22 protein-coding genes are annotated in these 25,449 nt (G+C 67.4%); 2 read left to right on the plus strand and 20 right to left on the minus strand.

What is annotated here, in order from left to right; genetic code table 11:
• Positions 1-51: 51 nt before the first annotated feature.
• The 20 genes from GV161_RS03560 to GV161_RS03655 all read right to left on the minus strand — a co-directional run bounded on the left by GV161_RS03560 (position 52) and on the right by GV161_RS03655 (position 22,388).
• Entirely contained in the window at positions 52-1,224 is a 1,173-nt protein-coding gene (locus tag GV161_RS03560; protein ID WP_152011825.1) for an ABC transporter substrate-binding protein, read from the minus strand.
• Positions 1,225-1,275: 51 nt separating this feature from the next.
• The gene (locus GV161_RS03565) at positions 1,276-1,965 is read right to left on the minus strand and encodes a 4-carboxy-4-hydroxy-2-oxoadipate aldolase/oxaloacetate decarboxylase (RefSeq protein ID WP_152011824.1); all 690 of its coding nucleotides are present in this window, start codon (positions 1,963-1,965) and stop codon (positions 1,276-1,278) included.
• Complete coding sequence (locus GV161_RS03570) at positions 1,962-2,684, minus strand: PIG-L deacetylase family protein (protein ID WP_152011823.1); 723 nt, start codon at positions 2,682-2,684, stop codon at positions 1,962-1,964. Before GV161_RS03570 ends, GV161_RS03565 begins: the two co-directional genes overlap by 4 nt.
• 16 nt (positions 2,685-2,700) lie before the next feature.
• The gene (locus tag GV161_RS03575; RefSeq protein WP_152011822.1) at positions 2,701-3,783 is read right to left on the minus strand and encodes a 4-oxalomesaconate tautomerase; all 1,083 of its coding nucleotides are present in this window, start codon (positions 3,781-3,783) and stop codon (positions 2,701-2,703) included.
• A 4-nt stretch (positions 3,784-3,787) separates the two neighbouring features.
• On the minus strand, positions 3,788-4,771 hold the full coding sequence (locus GV161_RS03580; RefSeq protein WP_152011821.1) for a tripartite tricarboxylate transporter substrate binding protein: 984 nt from the start codon (positions 4,769-4,771) through the stop codon (positions 3,788-3,790).
• On the minus strand, positions 4,771-5,604 hold the full coding sequence (locus GV161_RS03585; RefSeq protein WP_152011820.1) for an NAD(P)-dependent oxidoreductase: 834 nt from the start codon (positions 5,602-5,604) through the stop codon (positions 4,771-4,773). The genes GV161_RS03580 and GV161_RS03585 overlap by 1 nt, the downstream gene beginning before the upstream one ends.
• Before the next feature lie 86 nt (positions 5,605-5,690).
• Positions 5,691-6,611: a LysR family transcriptional regulator gene (locus GV161_RS03590; protein WP_152011819.1), complete on the minus strand. Its 921-nt coding sequence runs from the start codon at positions 6,609-6,611 to the stop codon at positions 5,691-5,693.
• Positions 6,608-7,234 carry a response regulator gene (locus tag GV161_RS03595; protein ID WP_152011818.1) on the minus strand — a complete coding sequence of 209 codons (627 nt, stop codon included), beginning with the start codon at positions 7,232-7,234 and terminating at the stop codon, positions 6,608-6,610. Before GV161_RS03595 ends, GV161_RS03590 begins: the two co-directional genes overlap by 4 nt.
• On the minus strand, positions 7,227-8,303 hold the full coding sequence (locus GV161_RS03600) for an ATP-binding protein (RefSeq protein WP_152011817.1): 1,077 nt from the start codon (positions 8,301-8,303) through the stop codon (positions 7,227-7,229). The genes GV161_RS03595 and GV161_RS03600 overlap by 8 nt, the downstream gene beginning before the upstream one ends.
• Before the next feature lie 79 nt (positions 8,304-8,382).
• Entirely contained in the window at positions 8,383-9,714 is a 1,332-nt protein-coding gene (locus tag GV161_RS03605; protein WP_152011816.1) for a nitrate/sulfonate/bicarbonate ABC transporter ATP-binding protein, read from the minus strand.
• A 24-nt stretch (positions 9,715-9,738) separates the two neighbouring features.
• On the minus strand, positions 9,739-11,490 hold the full coding sequence (locus GV161_RS03610; protein WP_152011815.1) for an ABC transporter permease subunit: 1,752 nt from the start codon (positions 11,488-11,490) through the stop codon (positions 9,739-9,741).
• 52 nt (positions 11,491-11,542) lie between these two features.
• A complete protein-coding gene (locus GV161_RS03615; protein ID WP_152011814.1) occupies positions 11,543-11,785 on the minus strand; it encodes a hypothetical protein in 243 nt (80 codons plus the stop codon).
• A 264-nt stretch (positions 11,786-12,049) separates the two neighbouring features.
• A complete protein-coding gene (locus GV161_RS03620; RefSeq protein ID WP_152011813.1) occupies positions 12,050-13,207 on the minus strand; it encodes a DSD1 family PLP-dependent enzyme in 1,158 nt (385 codons plus the stop codon).
• Positions 13,204-14,946, minus strand: a complete 1,743-nt coding sequence (locus GV161_RS03625; RefSeq protein WP_152011812.1) for a hydantoinase B/oxoprolinase family protein — start codon at positions 14,944-14,946, stop codon at positions 13,204-13,206. Before GV161_RS03625 ends, GV161_RS03620 begins: the two co-directional genes overlap by 4 nt.
• Positions 14,943-17,018, minus strand: a complete 2,076-nt coding sequence (locus GV161_RS03630) for a hydantoinase/oxoprolinase family protein (RefSeq protein ID WP_152011811.1) — start codon at positions 17,016-17,018, stop codon at positions 14,943-14,945. Before GV161_RS03630 ends, GV161_RS03625 begins: the two co-directional genes overlap by 4 nt.
• A complete protein-coding gene (locus GV161_RS03635; RefSeq protein WP_152011810.1) occupies positions 17,005-17,877 on the minus strand; it encodes an ATP-binding cassette domain-containing protein in 873 nt (290 codons plus the stop codon). The genes GV161_RS03630 and GV161_RS03635 overlap by 14 nt, the downstream gene beginning before the upstream one ends.
• The gene (locus GV161_RS03640) at positions 17,874-18,839 is read right to left on the minus strand and encodes an ABC transporter ATP-binding protein (protein WP_152011809.1); all 966 of its coding nucleotides are present in this window, start codon (positions 18,837-18,839) and stop codon (positions 17,874-17,876) included. The genes GV161_RS03635 and GV161_RS03640 overlap by 4 nt, the downstream gene beginning before the upstream one ends.
• Positions 18,836-19,720, minus strand: a complete 885-nt coding sequence (locus tag GV161_RS03645) for an ABC transporter permease (RefSeq protein ID WP_152011808.1) — start codon at positions 19,718-19,720, stop codon at positions 18,836-18,838. Before GV161_RS03645 ends, GV161_RS03640 begins: the two co-directional genes overlap by 4 nt.
• Positions 19,717-20,661 carry an ABC transporter permease gene (locus tag GV161_RS03650; RefSeq protein ID WP_152011807.1) on the minus strand — a complete coding sequence of 315 codons (945 nt, stop codon included), beginning with the start codon at positions 20,659-20,661 and terminating at the stop codon, positions 19,717-19,719. The genes GV161_RS03645 and GV161_RS03650 overlap by 4 nt, the downstream gene beginning before the upstream one ends.
• A 167-nt stretch (positions 20,662-20,828) precedes the next feature.
• Complete coding sequence (locus GV161_RS03655; RefSeq protein WP_152011806.1) at positions 20,829-22,388, minus strand: ABC transporter substrate-binding protein; 1,560 nt, start codon at positions 22,386-22,388, stop codon at positions 20,829-20,831.
• A gap of 142 nt (positions 22,389-22,530) precedes the next feature.
• Here GV161_RS03655 and GV161_RS03660 point away from each other — a divergent pair, with 142 nt between their 5' ends.
• Together GV161_RS03660 and GV161_RS03665 are read left to right on the plus strand one after the other, a co-directional pair.
• Complete coding sequence (locus GV161_RS03660; RefSeq protein WP_244623902.1) at positions 22,531-23,415, plus strand: LysR family transcriptional regulator; 885 nt, start codon at positions 22,531-22,533, stop codon at positions 23,413-23,415.
• Between the two features lie 133 nt (positions 23,416-23,548).
• Complete coding sequence (locus GV161_RS03665; protein WP_152011804.1) at positions 23,549-25,336, plus strand: peptide ABC transporter substrate-binding protein; 1,788 nt, start codon at positions 23,549-23,551, stop codon at positions 25,334-25,336.
• Positions 25,337-25,449 lie beyond the last annotated feature (113 nt).

Below are 25,449 nucleotides of genomic sequence, written 5' to 3' on the forward strand. Positions count from 1 at the left end.
CGCCGCGTTCCGCGGCTCCTCAGGATGAGGGCTGAGGGCGTTTTGGAAGGCTTACTTCTTGGCCTTGGTCGGATCCTTGACGTTGGGGATCGTCTCGAACTCCTGATTCCAGAGCTCGCCGTTCACGCGCTCGACCTTGCGGATATAGACGTTCTGGATGATGTCGCGCGTCTCCGGATCGATCGAGATCGGCCCGCGCGGGCTCGTCCAGCTCATTCCCTTCATCGCGGTGACCAGCGCCTCGCCGCCCTCACCCTTGGTCTTCTTCAGGCCCTCATAGAGCGCGTGCATGCCGTCATAGCCGCCGACCGCCATGAAGTTGGGGCGCAGGCCGGGATTGGCCTTCTTGAAGCCCTCGACGAAGGCCTTGTTCTCCGGGCTGTCATGCGAAGCCGAATAGTGCTGGGCGGTGATGACGCCGAGCGCAATGTCGCCCATGCCGTTGAGGATGTCGTCATCGGTCAGGTCGCCGGTGCCGATCAGCTTGATGCCGCTCTTGTCGAGGCCGCGCTCGACGAACTGCTTCATGAACTGGGCGCCGACGCCGGACGGTACGAAGACGAGCAGGGCCTCCGGCTTGGCGTCGGCGACGCGCTGCAGGAAGGGCGAGAAGTCCGGATTCTGCAGGGGCACGCGGATGTTCTCGACCTGGCCGCCACCAGCCTTGAACGCCTCCGAGAACGAGCTCTCGACGTCATGGCCAGGGCCGTAGTCGGAGACGATGGTGATGACCCGCTTGGTGCCCTGCTTGGCAATCCAGGTTCCGAACGGCGAACCGATCTGCGGCACGACCTGGCTGGTGCGCACGATGAAGGGCGAGCGCTCGGTGATGATCCCGGTCGCGGCCGCCATCACCATCATCGGCGTCTTGGCCTGCGTCGCCAGCGGGGCGGTGGCGAGCGCCAGCGGCGTCAGGCCGAAGCCGGCGATCGCGGTGACCTTGTCGTTGACGATCAGTTCCTGCGCGATGCGGCGGGTGACGTCAGCGGTGCCGGTGTCGTCCTTGACGATCAGCTCGACCTTCTTGCCGGCGACGGTCGCGCCCTTCTCCTGGATATAGAGATTGGCCGCCGCGGCGATCTGCCGGCCGGTCGAGGCGAAGGGGCCGGTCATCGGCAGGATCAGGCCGATCTTGACCGCATCCTGCGCCAGAGCCGCGCCGCTGACCGAGGCGGCCAAGGCGAGGCCGAGCATTCCACTGAGAACAGTCCTGCGATTGGTCATGTCGTTCCTCCCGAGATGGTAGCCGATCCCCTTGTCGGGGCTTTCGTTGGATTATTCGCCGTCGTCACCGCGATAGACGAGGCCCGCTTTGGCGAGGCCGTCGCGCATAGCGTACATGTCCAGCCCGAGTTCGCCAGCAGCCAGACGTCTACGCTTTTCGTCTTCATTGGCTTCGCGCTTGCGGCCGGCGGCAGCGACCGCCTCGGCCTCGCGCCGCGGCACCACCACCACCCCGTCATCGTCGGCGACGATCACGTCGCCGGGATGAATGAGCGCTCCGGCGCAGACCACCGGGATGTTGACCGATCCAAGCGTCGCCTTGACCGTGCCCTTGGCCGAGATCGCCCGCGACCAGACCGGAAAGCCCATCTCGGTCAGCGTGCGCACATCACGAACGCCGGCATCGATGACGAGGCCGATGCCGCCGCGCGCCTTGAGCGAGGTCGCCAGCAGATCGCCGAACATGCCGTCGGTGTTGTCGGTCGTGCAGGCGACGACGAGCACGTCGCCGGGCTGCACCTGCTCGATCGCGACATGGATCATCCAGTTGTCGCCGGGCTGGGCCAGCACCGTCACCGCCCCGCCGGCGATCTGCGCGCCGGCATAGATCGGCCGCATATAAGGCTTGAGCAGGCCGCTCCGGCCCATCGCCTCATGCGTGGTGGAGACGCCGAGCGCAGCGAGATCGGCCGTCGCCGCGGCCGGAGCGCGCTTCCTGGTGCGGATGACGACCGGGTTCATGCCAGCGTCTCCAGCGCTTCCGGGAAGAGGCGCTGATAGGCCTCGCCATAGGTCATCGCCTTGCCGGAATTGCGGCCGCCCTGCATGCCGCGATTGAGCGCGACGCGGGTGTAGTATTCCCAGAGATGCTTCTGCGCCGCGAGGATCTCGAACGCCTTGCGCTTCTGCTCCCAGACCTCGTCGATGTTGAGGATCACGTTCGGCTTGAAATTGCACTGCTCGGGCTGGTGCGGCTCGAACAGGAAGACCGGCGGGGCGGCATAGGCGCGGTTGGGATCGGGCTTGTGCCCAGCCGCCTGCGCGATGATGCGCGCCTCCTGGGCAAAGCGTGTCGCCTCGGGATGGTCGACATTATAGGGATCTTCGAGCGCATGGGTCAGCACGAAGCTCGGATTGAGTTCGTGGAAGATGTCGATGGCGCGCTCCAGCATCGGCTCGGTGGTGCGCAGCGGATAGTCGCCGGCATCCATGAACTCGATCTCGGCGCCGAGTGCCGTTGCAGCGGCTTCCGCTTCCTCGCGGCGCTGCGCCTTGACCTCCGCCATCTGCACGCCCGCCTTCTTCCAGGCGAACTGGCTCTCGCCGCGCTCGCCATAGGACAGGCAGAGGATCTTGACGCGCATGCCGCGCCTGGCATGCAGCGCAATGGCGCCGCCGGCACGCCAGACGAAATCGCCGGGATGGGCTGTGATGACCAGACCTGTCTTCTGGGCGCTCATCGCGTGCGCTCCTCTCTTACAATCTGCCGGCCGGCACGAAGGCCTGCCCTGCCATCAGGATACGGGCGGTGCGCAGCAACCCGGCCCGCTCGACCACCGGCTGCTCTGTCGTCCCGCCGACGGTCAACGTCACCGTGAACTCGCCGGTCGGGTGCTCGACCGAAAGCGTCCGCTTGCGTCCTTCGGGCATCACGACCACCGAAGCCGCAGGCGAGCCGGGCAGCACCGCTGCGGTCGCGACCGTCACCGCGGCGAAGACGCCGATCGAGGCATGGCATTCGTGCGGGATGAAGCTGCGGGTCGAGATCGCCCCACCCGCTTGCGGCGGCGCCACCAGCGCGATCTTCGGCACGACCTTCTTCGCGACATCGCCGAGATTCATCAGCGGCCCGGCGGCGAGGCGAATACGCTCGATGCGAGCCTTGAGCTCGGCATCCTCGTTGAGCTGGTCGCGCGGCTCATAACCGGTGCGGCCGACATCAGCGGCGCGCATCACGATCACCGGCATGCCGTTGTCGATCAGCGTGCAGGGCACGCCCTCGACAACGTCGACAACGTTCCCGGTCGGCAACAGCGCCCCACAAACAGAGCCCTCGGCATCGAGGAAGCCGATATCGATCGGCGCCGACGTTCCCGGCACCCCGTCGATGCGCGCGGAACCCTCGGCGCTCGCCTCACCGTCCGGCGTATCCATGGTGAGATCGGCGATCGTGCCGGTGTTGATCGTCCGGACCCGCACGGTCGTGCGCGGCCCGCTCGCCTTCACCAGGCCGCGCGCCAGCGCGAACGGCCCGATCCCGGCGAGGATGTTGCCGCAGTTCGGGGTGGTATCGACCGAAGCCGTCTCGACGCCGACCTGCGCAAACAGGAAGTCGATATCGCAGCCGGGCTCGGTCGAGGGCGAAACGATCGCGACCTTGCTGGTCAGGGGATGTGCGCCGCCGAGCCCGTCGACCTGACGCTTGTCGGGCGAGCCCATCACCGCGAGCAGGAAGGCGTCGCGCGCGGCGATATCCCCCGGCAGGTCGTCGCGCAGGAAATAGGCGCCCTTTGAGGTGCCGCCGCGGATCAGCATGCAGGGGATGGCGAGCTGGCCCATAGCTCTATTCCGCCGCCTTGATGCCGGCACGGGTAATGACCTCGCGCCAGAGCACGAGTTCCGAGCCGATCAATTTGCCGAAGCCCTCCGGCGTCTCCGGTCGGGCGATGGCGCCATCCTTGGCCAGCGCCCCGGCGAAATCGGGCTGGCCGAGCAGCGCGTTGATCTCGCGATTGAGCCGCTCGACGATTCGTTGCGGCGTGCGCGCCGGCGCAACCATCCCGTACCACTGCACCGCTTCGAAATCCGGCAGACCGCTCTCGGACAGCGTCGGCAACTCCGGCGCGAAGCCGACGCGCTCGCGCGCGGCGACGCCGAGCACCCTGAGTTGCCCGCCCTCCGCCAGAGGCAGCACTGCCGGCCCGCCCGTCAGCGTGAACTGGATGTTGCCGGCGACGAGATCGTTCACCGAGGGTGCGGTGCCGCGATAGGGCACATGCGTCGCCTCAATGCCGGCGCGATGGCAGAAATAGGCGGTGGCGATGTGGGCGGCGCTGCCTTGCCCGCCGGAGGAATAGTTCAGCTTGCCAGGGTTCGCCTTGGCGTAGGCGATGAACTCGCCGAGGGTCTTGGCCGGCAGCTTCGGATTGATCGCCAGGATGTTCGGCAGCATCGCGACGAGCGCGACCGGCTGGAAATCCTTGATCGGGTCATAGGGCACGTTCGGATAGAGCGAGGGTGCGAAGGCCAGCGTCCCGATATGGCCCATCATCAGCGTGTGCCCGTCGGGCTCGGACTTGGCGACCTGCCCCGAGGCGGTCATTCCGCCGGCGCCCGGCCGGTTCTCGATCACGAAACCCTTGCCGGGAATGCTGCGCTCGAGCTTGTTGGCGATCAGCCGCGCCAGCACATCGGTGCTGCCGCCGGGCGTGAACGGCACGACGATCCGGATCAGCTGGCTCGGCCACTCCGGCTGAGCGCGTACCGGCCCCAGTCCGGCGAAACCGGCGAGCCCGAAGCCGGCGAGGACGGAGCGGCGATCCAGCATCACCGGGCGCCCTCCTTGCGGCGAGCCCCGCGCAGCTGGGCGTCGGCGACTGCCTGGGCCAGGCCAGGATGGAGGTTCGCAACTGCCAACATCTCTGCCGCCTCGCGCATCTCCGCCGAGCGGCGCACGCCATGGGTCGCGACACGCTCGCGCATATCGGCGGCAAGGGCATTGAAATCGATCGACGGGAAGGTCGCGTTGAGGCTGGCGAAGACCAGGTCCTTGACGTCCCAGGCCTCGCAGGCGGCGGCGCAATCGACCATCAGCGCCTCCAGCCCCTTGATGACGATCGAGCGGCAAAGCTTCATCGCCGAGGCCCGGCCATAGACCTCGGAGACCGGCGTCAGGTTCATGCCGAGCCCGTTCAGAATCTCGGACGCGGCCTGCGCCTTGGGCCCACCGCTGAGGATCGCGACCTTGAGCCCGGGCTTCAGCACCGGCGCCATCACGGCGGCTTCGAGATAATCGGCACCGCTGGCGCTGACGGCTTCAGCCGCCCGTTGCTTGGTCGAAGGCGCCGCCGAATTGACGTCGACGAAGACCTGCCCCGGCTTCAGCCAGGCAGCCGCCTCGCTCGCCACCGCCTCGGCGCGGTCGGCAGTGACTGCCGAGAACACGAAGGTCGCGCCCGTGCAGGCTTCCTGCGCGGAGGCAACGCGGACGACGCCGAGCTCCTGCGCCACCATCTCCAGACGGCTGCCGGCCTCGCTGCCGAAGAGCAGGTCATAGGCGCGGATGGCGACGCCTTCATTCGCCAGCAGCCCGCGCGAAAAGGCCTGGCCGACCTCGCCGAAGCCGATGAAGGCGATCGCTGCCGTGTTGGCGCCTGCCATCGCTGGCCTCTCCTCGCGCGTTTCGTCCCGCCGCGAGGTTCGGCCAAAGCCATTCTGCCATCAAATGATAAGAATGCAGCGATTGATTACTTTTCTTCATCTCGCCGCGGCGCGACGCTGCGCTTCAGCGCCTGGCTCAATAGCGCGATCAGATCCCGCGTCACCGGGCGCAGCGGCACCGACTTGCGCGTGATGATGCCGAGCGTGCGGGTCACAGCCGGCGAGCGCAAGGGAACAGCGACGAGCTCGCCGGCATCGACGACATCGAGCGAAAGCTGCGGCACCACCGCGTAGCCGATGCGCGAGCGCACCAGGCTGACCGCGGTGACGACGCGCTGGACCTCGTAGCGCCAGGTCAGGCTCTCGCGCCTGGCGCCGAGCGCATCGTCGATCAGGATGCGGTTACCGGTCTCGGCGCTGATCCGCACCAGCGGCTCGTCCTGCAATTGCGCCCACGTCAACGAGCTCGCCTGCGCCAGCGGCATCGAGCGATGGCTGACCAGCACGAACGGCTCCTTGACGACCGGCTTCAGCTCGAGGTCCCAGCGATTGGCGGCGACAATGGTGACGCCGAACTCGGCCTCGCCCGACTGGACCTTGTCGGCGATCTCGGACGCCGAGTTGTCGTGGATGCGGACGCCGACGCCGGGATGGCGCGCGGCAAAGGTGGCGATCACAGCCGGCATGCAATGCGCCGCCACCGTCGGCAGGCAGCCGAGCGAGACCTGCTCATCGCCCTCGCGCAGATCGATGCGAACCTCGTTGATGGCGAAGCCGAGGTCCTCGAAGATGCGCCGCGCCCGCGGCAGCAGCGTCGTGCCCGCCGCGGTCAGCGAGACCTGCCGCGTCGTACGCAGGAAGAGCGGCGTTCCCAGCGACTCCTCCAGTTTGCGGATGCGATGGCTGAGCGCCGTCTGCGACAGGTTGAGATGCGAGGCGGCCGCACGGAAGCTGCCGCGCTCGGCGATGCTGACGAAGGCCTGCAATCCGAGAACGTCCACTCTCATCGGATCGCCCTCTCCTTTCCGGAGATGAGATCGGCGAGCCGGACCAGCTCGGCCAGCGTCGCAGCGCCCATCTTCCGCATCACCTGACCGCGATGCACCTTCACGGTCACTTCGCTCAGGCCGAGATCGGCTGCGATCTGCTTGTTGAGGCGCCCTTGCGCGACGAAGGCGAGCACCTCCCTCTCGCGCACGGTCAAAGTCGCGAAGCGCGACTTCAGCTCGGCGAGCGCCGCCTCGTCCCGGCGCCTCGCCTCGTCCTTCTCCATCGCCGTGCGCACCGCGTCCAAAAGGTCCTGCTCGCGGAACGGCTTCAGCAGGAACTCGACCGCGCCCGCCTTGATTGCCCGCACCGCCATCGGCACGTCGCCATGACCTGTGAGGAAGACGATCGGGATCGGATCGTTCAGCGTGGCGAGCTCGGCTTGGAAATCCATGCCGCTTGGGCCGGGCATCCTGACGTCGAGCACGAGGCAGGACGGCGTGTCGGGACGCCGGACCAGCGCGAACTCCCGCACAGAAGCGAAAGCTGAGACCGCATAGCCGACCGAGCGGAACAGGCTGTCGAGCCCCTCGCGGACCGAGACATCGTCATCGACCACGAAGACGGTCGCCGGCTTATCCATGGCGCTCGTCCGTTTCTGCGTCGGTCGCCGGCAAGGTGAAACCGAAGACCATGCCGCGTGGAAGATTGACGGCGGCATAGATCGTCCCGCCATGCGCCTCGACGATCGAGCGGCTGATCGCAAGGCCCATGCCCATCCCGCGCGGCTTGGTCGAGTGGAAGGCCTCGAACACCTGCTCGATCGCAGCCGGCGACAGGCTGATGCCGGTGTCACGGACGCTCACCGTGATCGTGCGGCCATCGCTGGCGGCGCCGACCAGCAGGTCGCGCGGCCCGGAATCGAGCCCACCCATCGCCTCCACCGCATTGATCACCAGGTTGAGCACGACCTGCTGCAGCTGGACCTTGTCGCCGAGCGGCTGCGGCAGGTCACCGGCCATGTCGATATGAAGCGCCACGCGATGCTTGCGCAATTCACCCCGGGCCAGCGCCAGGATCTCCTCGATCAGCGCGACCAGGTCGAGCCTGTCGCGCGAGGGCGGAGCCTTGGCCACGAGGTTGCGCACCCGCCCGATCACCTCGCCGGCGCGATCGGCATCGGCGACGACGCGCTGCAGCGCCCGCCTGGCCTCGTCGGGATCGGGCGGCGTCGCCGCGAGCCAGCGCAGCGCGGCATGACCGCTGGCGACGATCCCGGCAAGCGGCTGGCTGACCTCATGCGCGATCGAGGCGGTCAGTTCGCCCATGGTGGTGACGCGCGCCATATGGGCCAGCTCGGCCTGGGTCTGGCGGACGCGCGCCTCGGCGGCCTCGATCCGCAAGGCCAGATAGGTGGTCGCGCCGATGGCGATCAGGCTCAGGGCCCCGTTCGCCAGGCCGGTCTCCTGGATTCCGCGCGGGGTCAGCAGATAGCTCAGTATCGTCAGCACAGCGCTGGCAGCGCCGAACGACACGACGACCGCCGGCCGGTCGAACCTGACCGAGATCAGGATCACCGCGACATAGAGGACGGCGACCGCGATCTCCAGGCTGGTGAAGGTGTCGGCCAGAAAGATCGCGGCCACCGTCGCGATCAGGCCGAGCCAGAGCCATGGTCTTTCGATGCGCATGCGCTCGCGATCGCGCATCATGCCTCGCCCTTCGCCTCCCGCCCGTCTCACCAATCTACCGGACAAGACAGGCCGGTGGCCGCTCTGTCCAGCCCAGGCATCAGCTCGGATTGTCCAGCGTGAACAGGTCGGCATCCTCGTCATAGGCGAAGTATTCGCCGTAGCGGGCCCAGTTCGTCACCGCCTTCAGCGTCGTCGCGGCATAGTCCTCCGACATGTGGTCCTCGAGCTCGTCACGGAAGCGCGGGGCCGGCGCCTTGTGGCTGGAGCGCTCGTCGAGCACTCGCCGGATATGCGCAGCCAGCGGCACATAGGCCGCGAGCTGCTGGGCGAAGAGGCGCTTGCGCCCATCCACATCGGCGTCGGCGAAGCGCAGTCCGGCGGCGGTCAGCCTGATATCGCCGCCTTCGAGATCGGCGAAGCGCAGCAGCTGAAGCGTCTCGGCGACCGGGAAGAGGTCGTCGATCTCCAGGTGCAATTCGGCCGCGAGCGGCGGCAGGTCGGCCTCGCCTCTGTAGGGCGCGCCGGCGATCGTCTCGATCAGCCCGGCCATCAGATTGGTCGAGACCCGCGGCAGCGCCATGGCGATGCCGGTGCCGGGGAAGAAGCCGTCGCGCGCCGGCGTGCCGGCTTTCGCGGTCATGCGGGCATAGATGTCCTCGACCAGGGTGCGAAAGGCGGGATCGAGGCGGTTGCGCGGCTGCGGCAGCTCGACCCGCAATTCGGCGATGACCCGGCCGGGATTGGAGCCGAAGATCAGGATGCGGTCGCACATCAGCACCGCTTCCTCGATATTGTGCGTCACCATCAGGATCGCCTCGATCGGCATCCTGCCCTCGCACCAGAGGTCGAGCAGGTCGGTACGCAGCGTCTCGGCGGTGAGCACGTCGAGCGCCGAGAAGGGCTCGTCCATCAGCAGCACCTTGGGGTGGACCACAAGTGCACGCGCCAATCCAACGCGCTGGCGCATGCCGCCGGAGAGCTCCTTCGGATAGGCGCTCTCGAAGCCGTCGAGGCCGATCAGGTCGATGGCGGCAAGCGCGCGCTTGCGCCGCTCGGCCGGTGCGACGCCCTGCGCTTCCAGGCCGAGCTCGACATTCTCCAGCACGCTCAGCCAGGGGAACAGCGCAAAGCTCTGGAACACCACAGCGACGCCCGAGCTCGGCCCAGTCACCGTCCGCCCCTCGAAGGTGACGGTGCCGCCACTCGGCTGGATCAGCCCGGCGATTGCCCGCAGCAGCGTCGACTTGCCCGAGCCGGAGCGGCCGAGCAGGCCGACGATCTCGCCAGGCCGCAGCTCGACATCGACCTTGTCGAGCACGACCAGCGAGCCGGCCGCGCCCTTGTCGTAGCTCTGGCAGACCTCTTTGGCGCTGACGAGCGGCGTGGCCTTCCCGGCCTTGAAATCGCGGGTCGCGACGATCTCGTTCATAGCGGCATCCTCCTGCGAAAAGGGTCAGTCGAGGCGCATCCGGCGTTCCGCCATCGCATAGAGCGGGCGCCAGAGCAGGCGGTTGAAGAGGGTGACGAAGAGCGACATGATGGCGATGCCGAGCACGACGCGCGCGAAATCGCCGGCCTCGGTCGCGTTGGCGATGTAGGCGCCAAGGCCATAGGCCTCGAGCTTGGTATCCCCCCAGCTCGCGACTTCGGCGACGATGCTGGCGTTCCACGAGCCGCCGGACGCGGTCAGCGCGCCGGTGACGTAATAGGGGAAGATCCCCGGCAGCATGACGCGCCGCCACCACGTCCAGGAGCGCAGCTGGTAGACGCTGGCCGCCTCGCGCAGATCGGTCGGAAAGGCGCTCGCGCCGGCGATGACGTTGAACAGGATGTACCATTGCGTACCCAGCACCATCAGCGGCGAGAGCCAGATGTCCGGGCTGGCGCCGGTCGCGACGATGGCGATGACGGCGAAGGGGAACAGCACATTCGCCGGGAACGCCGCGAGGAACTGCGCCACCGGCTGGACGCGCTCGGCGACGGCCGGGCGCAGGCCGATCCAGACGCCGACCGGGATCCAGATCAGGCTGGCAACGGCGATCAGCAAGGTGACGCGCAGCAAGGTGACGAGGCCGCGCGCCAGCGGGTCCCAGGCATCGGCCCAGGACAGGCTCTGCCCGAGATAGGCGACGGCGGTCCACATCGCCCAGGCGCCGAGCCCGAGGACCAGCGCGAGCCAGATCCGGTCGAGCGCCTTGCTGGTACCCGCGCTGACCTCGCGGCGCGCCGACTGCACGCTGCGGACGCGCACCAGCAGTAGCCTGCCGCCGAGCCAGGCGAACGGAGCCGTCAGGCGCTTGAGCAGGCGGGTGCGCCGGGCGAGCGCATGCACCCAGGAGCGCGGCTTCTGCTGGCCGGCGGTCTGCTCGAAGCGGAACTTGTCGGCCCAGGCGACGATCGGCCGGAACAGCAGCTGGTCGTAGAGGCCGATGACGATCGCCATCGCCAGCACCGCCCAGGCCACGGCGGTGAAATCCTGCTCCTTGATGGCGAGCGCCAGCCAGGAGCCGAGGCCCGGCAACTGCACGGTGGTGTCGCCGACGGAGATCGCCTCGGAGGCGACGACGAAGAACCAGCCGCCCGACATCGACATCATCGTGTTCCAGACCAGGCCCGGCATGGCGAAGGGCGCCTCCAGCCGCCAGAAGCGCTGCCAGGACGACAGGCCGAAGCTGCGGCTGACCTCGTCGAGATCGCGGGGAACGGTGCGCAGCGACTGATAGAACGAGAAGGCCATGTTCCAGGCCTGGCTGGTGAAGATCGCGAAGATCGAGGCGCATTCGGCGCCGAGCTGGCTGCCGGGGAACAGCCCCATGAAGAAGGTGACGGTGAAGGTCAGAAAGCCGAGCACCGGCACCGATTGCAGGATGTCGAGCGCCGGGATGATCACCATCTCGGCCCGCCGGCTCTTGGCCGCCAGCGTCGCGATGGTGAAGGTGAAGACGAGCGAGGCGATGATCGCTGCGAACATCCGCATCGTGGTGCGCAGCGCATAGTCCGGCAGCAGTGCCGGATCGAGCACGACCGGCTCCACAGCAAGACCGGAGAGCGGCGCGCGCATCGCCGTTGCGCCGTGCAAGGCCAGCACGGCGAGCGCGGCCAGCAGCGTGAAAGCCGCCAGATCATAAAGATTGGGAAGGACGCGATTGCGCGTCAGGGCGGCGAGCGCGCTGCGCCCGGCCTCGCGGTTCGTTGGGAACGCCATAATGGACCTCGGCGGAATGGAGGCGGCCGGACTTGCGGGCTGAGCGACTTGGTCAGGCGGCGCGCCTGCGCCATGAACACTGACTGCCATCCTCGTCGCGCTGCTCCCCGCCCTCGCTGCGCCAGCGGCATTCCAGGCGCCCGTCCGTCGCGCTGATGCGCCACTCGGCGACCAGAGCCCGTCGCCTCGGTATGGCCGTATGCATCAGCGCGCCACTGCTCCGGCGCAGGCTCGGCCAGGCCGGCGCCAGCGCCCGCGAGATTGCAGAATGCCGAAATGCGACGACGTTGTTCATGGCCCACCTCTTCGATCCCGGTGGGGCCCTCCGAGGAGCGAGCGGGCACGCATGACGACACGCGCCGCAGCGATGGCTGCGCGCGATCGGTCGGCATGGCCACGTCCCTGCGACGGAAAGCCGGTAGTTGCGAGAGCGCTTCGCGGTCAGCGCCGCGAAGACATCCGCTCTCTGCGCCTCAAGGCGATAGCGATCAATCGGACGATGGGATCGCGGCCGATACCTTGGTATAGCCCCGCCGCCGCCACGCCCGGCGGCTCCCGATCAGTCGGCGCGGCCGCGCGCCTCGACCGGCCATTGCGCCACGAGGTCGGCGCCGCGCACGACATGCAGGATGTCGTGCAGGTTGATCGTCGGGTCGCAATGCGGGACCGTGCATTCGACGACCGTACCGATCGATAGCGCATCCTGCCCCTCTAGAGGCAGGATGCGGCCGAACTCGTCGCCACACCATTCGATCCGCCCGACCAGTTCGCCATTCAGGAAGACACGCGGCGGCGGGCCATCGAGCGCAAAACTCTTGCTGCCGCCATCGGTGATGGCGAAGCCGAGCGAACTGTGGCCGATCACGGTGACGGCGATGCGCAGCGCCGGCTTGAACTCCGGCCCGCCGCGGCCGTGCATGTCGACGCTGTCATAGGCCTCGTCCATGAAGACATAGGAGCCAGCCTGGATCTCGGTCAGCAACCGGTCCTCGCCATCGAGGAGATGGCTGCCGGTGCCGCCCCCCGAAACGATCTCCGGCGCGAAGCCGGCCTCGCGCAGCGCCTCGATCATCGAAGCGAGCAGCCGGCCCATCTCCTGGTTGGCGGCGCGGCGCGCGGCGAAGTCGTCGATATGCTGAACGCGGCCCTGATAGGCCTGGACGCCGCGATAGCGCAACCCGTCCAGCCCGGAAACGAGCCTCGCCAGTTCGACCGCCTCAGCCGGCGTCGCGATGCCGCTGCGCTTGAGCCCGACATCGAGATCGACCAGCACGTCGAAAGCCGTGCCGTGCCGCCTCGCAGCCTCGGCGTAGGCCGTGGCGAGATCGGCCCGGTCGACCACGACGCCGATGCGCCCGCCCGCTGCCGCCGCGCGCGCCAGCGCGTCGATCTTGGCGGGACTGGCGATCGGCGCGCTGAGCAGGAGGTCGCGCGCACCGCCCTCCAACAGCGCCAGCAGTTCGCCCGGCTTGGCGCAGCAATTGCCGAGCGCACCGGCCGCCATTTGCCGGCGCGTGATCTCGGCGCATTTATGCGACTTCGCATGCGGCCTGAGGTTCAGCCCGGCCCCGCGGCAGGTCTCAGCCATCAGCGCGATATTGTGCTCGAACTGGTCGAGGTCGAGAACGGCGGCCGGTGTCTCCAGACGCGCCCGGCTGCCGGGATCGCCGACGAGCTTTTCATTGAGCGCAGCTGCGCCGAACAAGGCCTTGCTCATGTCCTTGCCTCCGCAAGCGCCGCGCGGTGATGGGCCGTGGCGTCGCGATCGACGCTCACACCATCCGCAGCGAAGACCACGCCGTAATCCCGGGCGGCGCCCTCTACCGTGACCTTCCCCTCGCGCAGATCGTCCTCGACGCGAATAGGATCACGCTTCAGCGCATCGCCATAGCCGCCGCCACCGGCACCGATCAGGCGAAAGACATCTCCAGCCCGAGCAGCGAAGCTCTCCATCGGCATGGTCGGCAGGCTCTGCTCCGTACCATCGGCGCGGATCAGGATATGGGCCGAGGGCGCGCCGGGGCTGCCGCCCTCGAAGCCGAAAGGCGGGTGATCGCGCCGGTCGCCGCGCAGCACGAAGCGGACCGGCGCCAGAAAGCGGAATTCGCGAATGAGCGAGAGCCCGCCGCGGAACTCGCCGGGGCCGCCGGTATCCGGCACCAGCCCATAACACAGCACCTCGACCGGCATGTCGGCCTCGATCATCTCGACCGGCTGGTTGGAGAGGTTGGCGGCGGGGTTGGAAATGCCCTCGATGCCGTCCTTGCCGGCGCGGGCGCCCCAGGTGCCGACCACCATCTCGTTGAGCACGAAGGGCCTCCCCTCATGCATGCCGCCACCCGCCAGCAAATAGGGCCCGCCCTCGGAACCGCCGATGGCGCGCTCCGGCACGATCTGCGCCAGCGCCTGCATGATCGCGTCGAAAACGCGGTAGCCAACGACCCCGCGCGCGCCGCAGGCCGCCGGATAGCGCGGATTGACCAAACAGCCCTCGGGCGCCCTGACGGTGATCGGCCGCAGGTACCCCTCGCAATTGGGGATATCCTGCTGCGACAGGCAGCGGATCGCGCAGAACGAGGCCGATTCAGGCAGCGAGATCGGGCAGTTGATCGAGGCCGCGACCTGGTCGGCGGTGCCGGTGAAATCGATGTCGATCGTGTCGTCGGCGACGGTGACGGTCGCGACGATCGGCAGCGGCTCAGGGTTCTCGCCGACGCCATCGATATAGTCGGTGGCGCGATAGACGCCGTTCGGTAGAGCGCGGATCACGTCCCGCATCATCCCCTCGGCATGGTCGTGCAGCGCGTCGATATAGCTGTCCAGTTCCTGGGCGCCGTAGCGGCCGATCAGCGTCTTCAAGCCTTCCTCGGCGACGTTGCAGGCCGCGATCTGGGCGCGAATGTCGCCGAGCACCTCGATCGGCGAGCGGGTATTCGCCTCGAGGATACGGAAAACCGCGTCGACCGGCTCACCGGCCCCATAGAGCTTCAGCAGCGGCAGGCGCAGGCCTTCCTGTTGGATCTCGGTGGCGTAGATCGCAACCGAGCCGGGCACGATGCCGCCGAGATCGGTATGATGCGCCACGGTGGCGGCAAAGCCCGAAAGCCGGCCGTCCACGAAGATCGGCTTCAGAATGTAGATGTCGGGCAGATGCTGGCCGCCCGAGCCATAGGGGTCGTTGGCGATCAGGATGTCGCCCGGCTCCAACGTGTCGCCATAGCGCTCGCGGACGAAACCCATGATGCGCGGGAAGGAGCAGAGCTGGATCGGCAGGGTCAGGCCCTGCGCGATCACCCGGCCCTTCGCATCGCAGAGCGCGGTCGAGTAATCCATGATGTCGCGCACGACAGGCGAATAGGCCGAGCGCATCACGATCAGCGCCATCTCGTCGGCGGTCGAGGCCAGCGCGTTGCGGATCACTTCGAGGGTGATCGGGTCGATCTCGCGCATGCTCATGCGGCCTCCAGGGCAATGTCGATATTGCCGGCCTCGTCGAGCCGCGCGCTCTGGCCGGGACCGACGACGCAGGTGCAGTCGTATTCCTCGATGACGAAGGGCCCGCGCCGCGCCGTGCCGTCGAGATCGGCTCGGCCGATCACTGCGATCGAGGCCGCGGACCCGCTGGCGTTGAAGGAGACAGTCCGGTCGGCCCGGCGCATCGGCGCTTCCGCGGCGAATTGCTGGCGCGGCGCGATCAGTGGCAGGCGCACCGTCAGGCGGGCATTGACGAGATGGACCGCGTCCTTCTGCGAGCGATGGCCATAGGTGCGCTCATGCTCGCGGTGGAACAGCTCGTTGAGCTCGGCGATGTCGAAGCGCCTCGCCGGCACGGTGAGCTCATAGGCCTGGCCGACATAACGCAGGTCGGCGGCATAGCGGAACTCGGCCTGCGCGAGATCATAGCCTTCGAGCGCGAGGATGCGGCGGGCATCGGCACCGAGCCCGGCGAAGAGCTGCTCCAGCCCGGCATTATCGAGCTCGCCGGCCCGCCGTCGCGAAGGCCGCACGAACTCCTGCTCGACATCGGAGCGCAGCAAACCGAGGGCGCTGAAGACGCCAGCGGCGCGTGGGACGATGACGCGGCGGATGCCGAGCGCGCCAGCGACCTCGGCCGCGACCACCGGGCCGTTGCCGCCGAAGGCGACCAAGGTCGCCTGGCGCGGATCGCGGCCGCGATAGGTCGAGACCGCCTTGACCGCCCGCGTCATGGTCGTCACCGCGAGCGTCAGCACGCCGCGCGCCGTCTGCTGGAGATCAAGACCGAGCGGGCGCGCGACCTGGTCGTTCAGCGCGGCGCGGCCGGCATCGGCTTGCAGAGGGAAACTGCCGCCCGCTAGCGCGATGTCGTTGATGTAGCCGAGCGTCAGGAAGGCGTCGGTCAGCGTCGCCTGCTTGCCGCCCAGCCCGTAGCAGACCGGGCCGGGCCAGGCGCCGGCGCTCTGCGGTCCGACAGAGACCTGGTTCATTTTGTCGATGGCGACGATGCTGCCGCCGCCCGCCCCGATCTCGGATACGTCGATGAAGGGCATCTTGATCGGGTAGCCGCCGCCCTTGACCAGCTTGCTCGACAGATTGATGCCGGCCCCGACCTCGTACTCGGTGGTGCGGGCCGGCTCGCCATGCTCGATCAGCGCCGCCTTGGCGGTGGTACCGCCCATGTCGAAGGAGATGATGCAGGGCTCGTCTCCGCCAGAGACCAGTCGCGCGCAGGCGATGACGCCGGCGGCCGGACCGGATTCGACCAGCGACGCCGCCCGCTTCACCGCCGAGCCCAGCCGCATGATACCGCCGCCGGAATGCATCATTTCGACCTGGCAGGTGACGCCGATCGAGGCGAGCCGCGCCGTCAGCGCGCTGGCATAATTGCGCACGACCGGGCCGATATAGGCGTTCACCACCACGGTCGAGGTACGCTCGTATTCGCGGATCTCCGGCAGGATCTCCGAGCCGCGGCAGATATAGACGCCGTCGCCCAACTCGGTGCGCAGGATGTCTTCAGCCTCGATCTCGTGCTGGGGATTGGCATAGGCGTGCAGGAAGCTGATCGCGACCGCCTCGACGCCCTCCTCGCGAAAGCGCCGCGCAGCCGCGACGACATCCTCTTTCGAAAGCGGGATCCGCACCGAGCCATCCGCAGCAAGCCGCTCGCGCGCCTCAAGCCGCAAATGCCTGGCCGCGAGCGGCTTCGGCTTGTCGTATTGCAGGTCATAGAGCACCGGGATGCGCAGCCGGCGCATTTCGAGCACGTCGCGGAAGCCCTCGGTCGTCAAAAGACCGGTGCGGGCGCCCTTGTATTCGAGGATCGCATTGGTCGCGACCGTCGTCGCATGGACGATGCCGGTGATGCGGTCGGGCGTGGTCTGGTAGTCCTCGACCAGCGCCTTCAGTGCCTGGGCGATGCCGCGGCTGTAATCGTCCGGCGTCGAGGGCACCTTGCGAGTCTCGATCAGCCCGTCGTCGCGCGCGACGACGACGTCGGTGAAGGTGCCGCCGATGTCGATGCCGATCCGGTAGCTATGCTGCGCCATGGATGTCTTCCCAGGTTTCTGGAGCCGCCACGTCGGCACGGACGGGCAGCGGCATGCGCCGGCCGGCCAGGCCCTTCGGCACGGCGGCGATGAGGGCTTGGGTGTAGGGATGCTGCGGCCGGTCGAGCACGTCGAGGCAAGGCCCCTGCTCGACGATCGCGCCCTTGCGCATCACGACGATGCGGCTGCTCAGCGTGCGTACCAAAGCGAGGTCGTGGCTGATGAAGAGCAGCGTCAGGCCGAGCTCGCGGGTGAGGCGCGAGAGCAAGTTGATCACCTGCGCCTGCAGGGAGACGTCGAGTGCCGAGACCGGCTCGTCGGCGATCAGCACCTCCGGCTTCATCGCCAGCGCCCGGGCGAGGCCGATGCGCTGGCGCTGGCCACCGGAGAGTTCGTGCGGCAAACGCGGCCCGATCTCGGGACCGAGCCCGACCAGCGTCAGCAGTTCGGCGATCTCATTCTCGCGCTGCGCTTTGGGCATGCCGCGCAGCGCCAGCGTCTCGCCGAGGCAGCGTGCGACGCTCTTGCGCGGGTTCAGCGCGCTGCTCGAATCCTGGAAGACCATCTGGACGCGCCGGCGCCATGGCCCGGCATGGTCGCGCATCAGGTCCGCCATCGACTGGCCATCGAGCAGGACCTCGCCTGTGGTCGGCCGCGCCAGCCCGACCGCGAGCCCCGCTAGGGTCGACTTGCCCGAGCCGCTCTCGCCGACGATGCCGACAACGTCGCCACGCATGACATCGAGGCTGACATCGTCAAGCGCGACGAGCCGGCTGTCGCGCCCGAGCAGGCGGTTGAGCAGCCCGCCCTGCGGGAAGGATTTGGAGACGCCGCGCACCGACAGGATCGGGCCGGTCATCGCGGCCTCCAGCAGGCGGTGCGGTGCCCGGCATCGGCGACCAGCGCCGGCATCTCATTGGCGCAGGGCTCGACGGCATCCGGGCAGCGCGGCGAGAACGGGCAGCCTACCGGCAAACGGCCCAACCGCGGCGGCGCCCCTTCGATCGCCGTGAGCGGCCCGACCGGACCGGTCAGGCTCGGCACGCAGGCCTTGAGCAGGCTGGTATAGGGATGGCGCGGAGCGCGCTCGATCGCCTCGACCGGCCCGTCCTCGACGACCTTGCCGCCATACATCACGACGACACGGTCGACGATCTCGGCGACGAGTTGCAGGTTGTGCGAGATGAAGACGACGGCGAGGCCGAGTTCACGGCGGAGTTCCGCGATAAGGTCGACGATCTGGGCCTGCACGGTGACATCGAGCGCCGTGGTCGGCTCGTCGGCAATCAGCAGGCGCGGCCGGCAGGCGATCGCCATCGCGATCAGCGCGCGCTGGCGCATGCCGCCGGAGAATTCATGCGGATAGGAGGCGAGGCGCTTGCCGGCATCGCGGATGCCGACGCGCTCCAGCGCCTCCGCCGCGATGCGCCTGGCTTCGGCCGACGAGACGCCACGATGCGCCCGCACCACATCGGTGATCTGGCGGCCGATGGTCAGCGCCGGGTTGAGCGAGCTCTGCGGGTCCTGGAAGACCATGGCGATGTCGCGCCCGCGCAACGCCCGCATCCGCCTTTCATCCGCGGCGAGTAGGTCTTCGCCGTCGAAGAGCACCCGCCCGCCGGTGGCCCGTGCCGGCGCACCGAGCAGGCGCATCACCGCCAGCATGCTGAGGCTCTTGCCCGAGCCGGACTCGCCGACGATGCCGACTGCTTCGCCCGGCGCGACTGAAAAGTCGACGCCGCGCACCGCCTCGACCATGCCGCCACCGGCCGAGCGGAAGCCGACGCGCAGGCCCTCGACGCTGAGCAGGGCCGGGCTCATGCGACCAGTGTCCTGGCTTCGCTGCGCGGGTCGAACAGTTCGCGCACCGCATCGCCGAGCAGGTTGAAGCCGATCACCGTCAGCGAGATGGCAAGGCCCGGGAAGACCGGCAGCCACCATTCGCCGGAATAGATCGCGCTGCGGGCGTCCGAGAGCATGGTGCCCCAGCTCGGCTGTGGCGGCTGCACGCCGAGACCGACGAAGCTGATCGAGGCCTCGATGACGATGCCGATCGCAACCAGCAGCGTGCCCTGCACGATGATCGGCGAGAGGCAGTTCGGCAGCACGTCGCCGCTGACGATCTGCCAGTGCGAGGCGCCCTGCAGGAAGCGGGCGCGGACATAGTCGGCACTGGCAATGCGCCTGGCCACCGCATAGGTGACGCGGGCGAAGACCGGCGAGAACAGGCAGCCGACGAGGACGACGATCTTGACCTCGTTCGGCAGCAGCAGCGGCCCCACCGGCAGCGGCCCGACGCCGAGGATGCCGACGATGGCGATCGCCCAGACCAAGAGCGGGATCGAGGCAACACCGTCGACGATGCGCATCACGACCTGCTCGCCGAGCCCGCCCTTATAGGCGGCGACGACCCCGGCGGAGACGCCGATCAGCGCGCCGATCAGCACCGCGCCAACCCCGACCGAGAGCGAGGCGCGCGCGCCGAACAGGATGCGGCTCAGCACGTCACGGCCGCCCTGGTCGGTGCCGAGCCAGTGCCTCAAATCGGGCGCCGCCAGCCTGTCCTCGATGTTGAGCGCGAGCGGATCGTAAGGCGCGATCAGCGGCGCGAAGATCGCGGCGAGCACGATCAGCCCGACGATGCCGGCCCCGAGCCAGCCGCTCCAGTCGAGACCATCAAGGGCTTTGCGCAGACTGCTCATGCCGCCGCCCTCTGGCGCGGATCGAGCACGCGGTTGATCAGGTCGGCGCCGAGATTGGCGAAGACGAAGATCGCGGTGAACAGGAAGACGATGCCCTGCAACAGCAGGAAGTCGCGCTGCGAGATCGCGTTCAACAGTGCGCGCGACAGGCCGGGGATGTTGAAGACCTGCTCGATGATCAGCGCCCAGCCGAACATGTAGCCGAAGGAGAGCGCGGCGAGATTGACGACCGGCGGCAGCGCGTTGACCAGCGCGTAGAACACGACCTGGCGGGAAGAGAGCCCCATGGCGCGGGCGGTGCGGACATAGTCGCCGCGCAAGGTCTCCTGCAGGCTCGCCTGCGTCATCCGCGCCAGCACGGCGATGTAGTAGACGGCGAGCGAGAGCGAAGGCATCAGGATGCTCTGCAGGTGCAGCTTGAGGCCGGCCGAGAGCGGGAAATAACCGCCCGGCGGCAACCAGCGCAGGTCGACGGCGAGGAAGCGGATCAGCACGATGCCGAGCCAGAAGGCCGGGATCGACAGGCCGAGCACCGCGGCGAAGCGACTGACCCGGTCGAAGGTACCGCCCGGCCGTAGCGCGGCGAGAACGCCGATGCCGACGCCGCAGACGAGCGCGATGGCGAAGGCGAAGAGTACGATCGACAGCGTCACCGGCAGGGCGTTCACAATGTCGGTCGCGACGTCGCGACCGGTGACGAAGGACCTGCCGAAATCCCCGCGCAAGATGTCGCCGAGCCAGGCGGCATATTGCGAGAGGAAGGGCCGGTCGAGGCCATGCGCCTGCTCGAACTGCGCGATCTGCTCGGCCGTCGCATCAGCCCCGAGCACGATCCGGGCCGGGGAGCCCGGACCGGAGCGCGTCAGCGCGAACAGCGCGAGGCCGACGAAGAGCAGCGTGCCGATCGAGGAGACGATGCGGCCTGCGACGAGGCGGAGCATGAGCCTACGATCCTAGAGACGGGTACGATCCGATGTCACTCTCGTGTCATCCCGGACGGAGCGAAGCGGAGATCCGGGATCCATTCCGGAGCCTTTCCGATTGAGGTTCCGGAATGGGTCCCGGGTCGAGCTGCGCTCGCCCGGGGCCACCGCACAGGGGGAAGACGTCAAACCTTGACCTCGCCGGGCGCGATGGTCAGGCCCTGGTTGACCTTCACATCCTGCAGCGCCTGCCGCCAGAGATTGGAGGCGTGGACATAGCCGAGCACGCCGATCGGCGCGTCGCGGGCGGCGAGCGTCTGCAGCTTGCCGTAGAGCTCCTTGAGCTTGGCTTCTTCCGTCTCCGCGAAGGCCGCTGCCAGAGTCTGGTTGAACTCGGGATTGTTGTAGCCCGTGCTCTTGGACAGCACCTGCTCCGGCGTCAGGCAGACCTGCATGATGTAGCTCGGCTCGCCGGGCGACATGAAGACCTGCAGCGCCGCCTGATGCTCGCCGCGGATCGCCTGTTGGATCAGGACCGAGAACTCGTAGACCTTGAGATTGACCTTGATGCCGATCTTGGCGAGCTGCCCCTGCACGAAGATCGCTGCATCCTTGGTGTCGAGCAGATAGGGCTCGGCCTGGATGCTGAGGTCGAACTCGGCACCACCAGCGTATTTCGACTTGGCGAGCAGGGCTTTCGCCTTGTCGAGATCGAAGCCGAGCTCCTTGTCCGCCTCGGCGTTGAACCACCAGCCGCGCGAAGGCGCCGGCACGGACGAGGGCTCGAGCAGCCCGTAATAGACCTTCTCGCCGATCGTCTTGCGGTCGATCGCAGCGGAAACCGCCTTGCGGAAATTGACGTCGTCAAAGGGCGGCTTGAGATTGTTTGTATACATCAGCAGCGCCCCGCCCAGCGTCGGACGCGAGGCGCCGGTGATGCCGGGCATGGTCTTCAGCCGGTTGAACTCGCGCGGCGGCGGCGCACTGATCAGGTCGACCTGCCCGGTCAGCAGATAGGCGACGCGGGTCGCGTCCTCGGGGATCATCTTGACGACGAGCCGGTCCCAATGCGGCAGGCCCTTGCGCCAGTAGTTCGGGTTCTTCCTGAAGCTGATATAGTCGTTCGGCTTCCATTCCTCGAAGACGCCGAAGCCGGTGCCGACGCCGGCAGGCTTCGACTTGAAATAGTCGTCGCCATGCTCCTTGCGCGAGCCAACGGGGTAGATGCCCATGTATTTGGTCAGGAAATAGAGCCAGGGGCCGTAAGGCTCCGACAGCTCGAACTGGACCTTGAGCGGATCCAGCACCGTGACCTTGGTGATGCGGGTGAAGAGCGAGCGGCGCGCCGCCTTGTTGGCGGGATCGAGCAGGTAGTCGAAGGAGTATTTCACATCCTCCGCCGTCATCTTCTTGCCGTTGTGGAAGGTGACATCGTCGCGCAGCTCGAAAATGTAGGTCTTCTTGTCGGCCGAGATCACCGGCAGGGCCTTGGCGAGCTGCGGCTTCAGCACGCCGTCGACATCGTATTCGACCAGGTTCTCGAACACGGTCTGGCCGAGCACCATCGCATCGTGATTGAGCTGGTTTATCGGATCGATGGTGATCGGATTGCTCGGCAGGACGATGGTCAGCGTCTTGCCATTGTTCGGCTGGGCATGGAGCAGGCTCGCGGGCAAGAGGCCGCCAAGGGCACCGCCTGCTGCAGCTGCGAGAAACGCACGGCGATTTGTCGGCACGGTCAGCATCGGAGTCCCCCTGTTTTATGGCAATGCCTTGGCGGCGCCGGAGACCGGCGCCGCGCCGAACATGAGAAAGCTAGAGCGCCGGGGCGGCGATTAAAAATAAGAAGTGCTTGCCGCTCGATTGTCTGAGGCTATCATCTTGGCGATGCGCTATACCTTCGGTCAGGCGGAAGCGTTCTACTGGGTGGCCCGGCTCGGCGGGTTTCGCGCCGCTGCCCTGCATCTCAACCTGTCGCAACCGACGGTCAGCCTGCGCATCAAGGAACTCGAGCGCATCCTCGACGGCGAGCTCTTCGACCGCTCGCTCTACCGCCCCGTGCCGACGACGCTCGGCAATGCGATCTATGCCGATGTCGAGCGCATGCTGGCCCATGCCGAGCAGGTGCAGCGCCACAGCAAGGACGGCTTGCGCGGCAAGAGCCTGCTGCGCATCGGCGCCGCCGATTCCTTCGCAGCCGCCATCCTGCCGGACCTGCTCGCCCAGCTGGCGCGCCGCCATGCCGAATTGCAGGTCGACGTCACCGTCGACTTCAGCACCAAGCTCGAGCAGCTCCTGCTCGACCGCTCGATCGACATCGCCTTCCTCTCGCAGCCGCGCGCTCATGAGGGGGTCACCATCGTCCCGCTCTGGCTGATCGATCTCGTCTGGGTGGTGGGCGAAGGCCTGCCCTTTGCTGGCAATGTCGCGACGCCAGAGAACCTGGTCGACCTGCCGATCTTCACCAACAGCTCGCCATCCGGCCTGTTCACCACGATTCAGATGTGGTTCGGCGCGCATGGCCTCAAGCCACGTCGCCTCAACACCTGCAACCCGCTGACCGTGATCGCCCGCCTCGCCAGCGCCGGCACCGGCGCGGCGATGATCCCGCGCGAGATGATCCACCTCTCCGGCGAGAAGCTGGCGCTGCGCGTGCTCGAAGCCGATCCACCGATCCCCTCGCACAATCTTTGCGCGATGTGGTGGAACAACGAATCCGCCGACGAGTGCGGCTATCTCGCCAATCTCGCACGTGAGATCGCGACCAGCTGACGCAAGGCTATGCTCCTTATCCAGGCGGAATGCCGGATTTGCGGCCAAAACAGGGCATAGCCGCCGGGCCGAGCATGCATTAGGCTCCCCTCCGGGCCATCTCATAATAGGCCAGCTAAAACAGGGGAATATGATGGACGAGCGTACGCTGAGCAGCTTGATCGAGAACGTTAAGGACGGCGCGATCTCCCGCCGCTCCTTCATTCGGAGACTGGCTGCCGTCGGCATCACGGCGCCGATCGCTTCGCAGATCCTGGCCTGGAACGACGTCGCCATGGCGCAGGCGTCGCTGCAGTACAAGCCGACCAAGGCCGGCGGTGGCGGGCCGCTCAAGATCCTGCTCTGGCAGGCGCCGACGCTGCTCAATCCGCATTTCGCCAGCGGCACCAAGGACCAGATCGCCGGGCGCATCTTCTTCGAGCCGCTTGCCGGCTGGGACAAGGACGGCAATCTCACGCCGCAGCTCGCCGCCGAAGTTCCGACAAGGGCCAATGGCGGGCTCTCCGCCGACGGCAAGGTGGTGACCTGGAAGCTGAAGCAGGGCGTCAAATGGCATGACGGCAAGCCCTTCACCGCCGACGATGTCGTCTTCACCTGGGAATACGCCGCCGATCCGGCGACCGCCGCCTACACCACCGGCTCCTACACCAACATCAAGGTCGAGAAGGTCGACGACCACACCGTCAAGGTGATCTTCAAGGAAGCGACGCCGTTCTGGGCCGATCCCTTCGTCGGCGTCGTCGGCCAGATCCTGCCCAAGCATCATTTCGGCGAGTACAAGGGCGCGAAATCGCGCGAGGCTCCGGCCAATCTGAAGCCGGTCGGCACCGGCCCCTACAAGTTCGCCGAGTTCAAGCCGGGCGACATCCTCACCGGCACGCGCAACGAGGATTATCACGTCAAGAACCAGCCGCATTTCGACACGATCGAGGTCAAGGGCGGCGGCGATGCGGTCTCGGCGGCGCGCGCCGTGCTGCAGACCGGCGAATTCGATTATGCTTGGAACCTCCAGGTCGAGGACGAGGTCCTCAAGAAGATGGAGACCGGCGGCCGCGGCAAGGTCAGCGCCGTGCCGTCGGGCGACATCGAGTTCATCATCCTCAACACGACCGATCCCTGGACCGAGGTCGACGGCGAGCGCTCCAGCGTCAAGACCAAGCACCCGACCCTGTCGGATCCCAAGGTGCGCCAGGCGTTCAACCTGCTGATCGACCGCGATTCGATCCAGAAATTCATCTATGGCCGCGGCGGTCGGGCGACAGCGAGCTTCGTCAACGAGCCCAAGCAGTTCCGCTCGCAGAAGCTGAAATACGAATTCAACATCGACAAGGCCAACAAGATCCTCGACGAGGCCGGCTGGAAGCGTGGCTCCGACGGCATCCGCGAGAAGGACGGCAAAAAGCTCAAATACGTCTACCAGACCTCGATCAACGCCCCGCGCCAGAAGACACAGGCGATCATCAAGCAGGCCTGCCAGAAGGCCGGCATCGACCTCGAGCTGAAGTCGGTGACGGCATCGGTGTTCTTCTCGTCGGACGTGGCGAACCCCGACACCTACACCAAGCTCTATGTCGACATCGAAATGTACACGACGACGCAGCCGCAGCCCGACCCGGAGCGCTTCCTCAACCAGTTCACCTCCTGGGAGATCGCCAACAAGGAGAACAAGTGGCTGGGCCGGAACGTCTCGCGCTATTCGGATCCTGCGGCCGACGAAGCCTACAAGGCTGCCCAGAAGGAGCTCGACCCGGCCAAGCGCGCTGCGTTGCTGATCAAGGTCGACGAGATCTTCTGTGAAGCGAATGTGATCCTGCCATTGCTCTCGCGCACCCGCGTCGCCGCCTCGGTGACCAACCTGATGCACGATCACAGCGGCTGGGATGTCGACACCTGGAACGTCGCTGCCTGGTATCGCAGCTGAGGCTGGCTAAGCCGCTCGCGGACGCCTGACATCGTCCTCGAGCGGTCCTTGCCGCTTCCGCGCGAGCCGCCCCGGCCCGGTGGCGTCTCATCGCCATCAACCCGTGCGGCTCG

Origin of the sequence: Bosea sp. 29B, from assembly GCF_902506165.1 — a bacterium.
Lineage (GTDB): Bacteria > Pseudomonadota > Alphaproteobacteria > Rhizobiales > Beijerinckiaceae > Allobosea.